We start from the raw sequence: 3,290 nt of genomic DNA, 5'->3' as shown, positions 1-3,290 counted from the left end.
CGTGGAGCCTGTGACAAAACACCACCCCCCGCCTCTCCCCCACCCCCTCCCGGGGGGGTGTCCCTGCCCGTGTGGCGCGGTCAGCCCGCGTACTGGGCGAAGATCTTCGCGAACTCGTACGGCTGCTGCGCGATGTTGGTGCACTTGGAGAGCGAGCCGCCGGTGCAGGCGTTGGCGTCGCGGGTGGCGTCCCAGAAGGCCAGCAGACCGAGGTGGTTCTGCCGGGCGAAGGTCACCAACTGCTGGGCGGCGGCCTGGTTGTAGATCTGGTGGTCGTCGTTCTCGCCGATCATCGGGGTGACGCCGACCATGGCCCACAGCTGGGCGTCGGTCTTCGCCGGGTAGAGCGCCTTGAGCTGGCCGAACAGGGCCTGGGCGGCCTGCACGGCGGCGTTGCCGTAGTCGGTGCCGGTCCGGTAGTAGTCCATCGCCATGATGTTCACCAGGTCGACGGCGACCCCGGCGTCGCGGGCGGACTTGACGATGGCGACGCCTTCGGAGGTCAGGCCCTCGGGCAGGACGGGCAGGGTGAAGGAGACCTTGAGGCCGGGGTGGGCCTGCTGGAGCTTGGCGAGCGCGGCGGAGCGGCGGTCGTTGGAGGCGGTGTCGGCGATGGCCGCGCCCTCGATGTCGAAGTCGACGTAGCGCAGGTTGTAGGCGTTGACGACGGCGTTGTACTCGGCGAACAGCGAGTCCACGGTGGTGCAGGCGGCGGCGAGTTCGGTGCCGCTGGCGCCGCCGAAGGAGAGCTTGACGTCGCCGCCGGCCGCGCGCAGCGCGTCGATCTGGTCCTTGGCCCAGCCGGTGCGCGGATCGTAGGCGTTGAACCAGCTGGCCTTGCAGCCGACGCCGGTCACGAAGCCCATGGTGTAGGCCTTGAGGTTGCCGGACTTGGCCATGTCGGGCATGGACGGGGTGGGCCAGGCGCCCATGTCGATGTAGGGCGCGACGGGGACGGCGACGTTCGGCGGCGGGGTGCTCGGGCCGCCGGTGGGCGTGCCGGTGGGGCCGCCGGTCGGGGTGCCGGTCGGGGTGCCCGAAGTGGGCGGCGGGGTGGTGGGGTTGCCGCCGCCGGGGCCGGTGAGCGTGATGTCGTCGGCGAGGTAGGCGCCCTGCCCGTACCAGCCGTGCAGGTAGACGGTGACGCTGGTGGTGGCCGGGCCGGTGGTGAAACTGGTGGACAGCTGCTGCCAGTTGGCGCCGCCCGGCGTCCAGGTGGCCGGGTCGGTGACGCCGCTGCCGGTGGCGCCCAGGTAGACGTACTGGCCCTGCACCCAGGCGCTGAGGTTGTACGTGGTGTTGGGCTGGACGGTGACGGTCTGGCCGCACTGTGCGGTGTCGCTCGCGCCGACCGCCCCCTTCAGCGCGTAGCTGCCGCTGTGCGCACCGGAGTTGACGACGCTGCCGGTCCCGCCGGAACAGCTCCAGGGGCTGAGCGCGTCGCTCTCCAGGCCGGGGTTGGCGAGCAGGTTGCCGTCGGCGGCGCCGGCGTTCCCGGCGAGCGTGGCGAGGCCGCCGGCGGCGAGCGCGGTGGCGGCGGCGAGGCTCAGCAGCTTGGTGCGACCGGCGGGGCGGCGGTGCGTGGGGGCGGGCTGGGGCGCGCTGGGCATGGGGGTGCCTCTCGGGACGTGGGGCCGCCCGCGCCGCGAAGGGGGAAACGCGGGGCGGGCGGCAGCATGGGGGCTGGTCCGGTGCGGGGGAGGAGCGCGGTGCTGAGCATCAAACTGGACTAGACCAGCTGTGCACGTCAAGCACTTCCGGGGCATCGGAAGCCCGCTGTGGGAAGGTTTTAGGAACGGTTTAAGGCTCTGGAACCCCGTTCTCGGAACACCGCTTCGCACCCTCGGGTGGCACCCCTGTCGACCTTCGGCACCCTGGCAGGAGGATTTTCGGCTCCCGACAGGCGGCGGCCGCGAAAGCGACGGCGGCGAAGACCGGACCGGCAGCCCCTCCGGGGAGGAGGCTGCCGGCCCTCATGGCGTCAGAAACAGCCGTCAGAAACAGCAGTCAGGAGCAGGCATCAGAAGCAGCCGTCAGGAGCAGGTGTAGTTCACGGGTCGGGAGTTCTCGTTCCCGATGAGGGTCTTCTCGTCGGTGCTGATCGCCCTGATCGTGAACGAGTCCGAGACCGCAGGCAGCGAGTCCGCCACCACGCCGTCACGCCACAGGACAGGCCGTCGAATCGACCCGACGAACGCCGTGCCGCCCACGATTCCGTTGCCGCCGATGGCACTTGCCGAGATGGCGCCCGTGCCGATGGTTCGGATCAGCGAACCCTGGGCGTCCCATTCGGCTTCGGCGTAGCTCGTGTCGTTCTGCGTGCCGCCGACGATGCGCCCGTCCCGGATCGCCGCAGGAGTTCCCTTGGCGTTGGAGCCCTGTGCGGCGAGCGCGTGCCACTGGCCGTTGATGTCCGAGACGAAGCCGAACGCGTCGGTGGACCCGACGACCCTGCCTTGCTCGTCGATGCCGTTGAGGAAGAGGAAGCTGCTTGCCGGGATGGGCAGTTCGCGGTACGTTCCCGGCGCGTTCGCCGGCCACACCACCAGGATGAAATTCGTTCCGACTTTGGCCATCCCGGCGATGTCACCGGCGTTGTTGACCACACTGGCGGACGAGCTGTTCCAGTTCGGATTGAACGGCAGCACAGTCGTCGTCCCGGTGTGGCTCACCGTCACGGCCCTGAACTTGTTGTTGACGAGGTCGGCGCCGACGATCAGGCCGGCCGCGTTGATGCCGGACAGGTTGGGATTGCCCGCAGGGAGCCGCAGCACGACCTTCCCGTTGTCCCACAGCGTCCCGCGCCCGTCCGTGAAGTCGTAGGGCCAGCTGGTGGACCGCGTTCCGGTGAGGCCGACTCCGTACCGGCCGCCGTCGCTGGAGGACACCGCGCCGGCCGTCGTGGTGGGCGGCAGCTCCCACGCCGTCTTCTGCCATTGACAGGCCGCCGCCTGGGCGGTGCCGACCGGCACCAGACCGAGTGCCGCCGTGAGCGTCGCCACGGCGAGCGCGGATGCTTTTCGTCGGTTGAATCGGTTCAATCGGTTCAATCGGTTGAACAAGGGATCCACCCTTCCTCACAGGGAGTGCACCTTCCGGTAACTGACCCTGTCAGGGCTCGCCGTGCGGGGTGAAGCACTTTAAGCGAGGGGGAAACAACGGTCGGCAAGGAGGGGGAGGCCCGCCCCCAGGGGCCCCCCCCCCCGGCGGGGGGGTGAGGGGTTCACCCCCCACAACCGCGGACCCACCGAGACAAGCACGAGGCCACCACCCCGCCCGCCCCCCCCCCC

At 70.3% G+C, this 3,290-nt stretch carries 2 protein-coding genes; both read right to left on the bottom strand.

Features of this window, described 5'->3' with window-relative positions; genetic code table 11:
- Positions 1-80 precede the first annotated feature (80 nt).
- The gene (locus ACFV6I_RS03920; protein WP_380423492.1) at positions 81-1,610 is read right to left on the bottom strand and encodes a carbohydrate binding domain-containing protein; all 1,530 of its coding nucleotides are present in this window, start codon (positions 1,608-1,610) and stop codon (positions 81-83) included.
- A 423-nt stretch (positions 1,611-2,033) separates the two neighbouring features.
- A complete protein-coding gene (locus ACFV6I_RS03915) occupies positions 2,034-3,071 on the bottom strand; it encodes a hypothetical protein (protein ID WP_380423491.1) in 1,038 nt (345 codons plus the stop codon).
- Between the last annotated feature and the right edge of the window lie 219 nt (positions 3,072-3,290).

Source organism: Kitasatospora sp. NPDC059803 (genome assembly GCF_042732255.1).
Taxonomy (GTDB): Bacteria; Actinomycetota; Actinomycetes; order Streptomycetales; family Streptomycetaceae; genus Kitasatospora.
Note: the sequence above shows the minus strand (reverse complement) of the source record. Positions and strands in the feature narration are given on the sequence as shown.

Coding starts and splice junctions, on each gene's coding strand:
- ACFV6I_RS03920 (WP_380423492.1), bottom strand. CDS start 1,610: ATGCCCAGCGCGCCCCAGCCCGCCCCCACGCACCGCCGCCCCGCCGGT.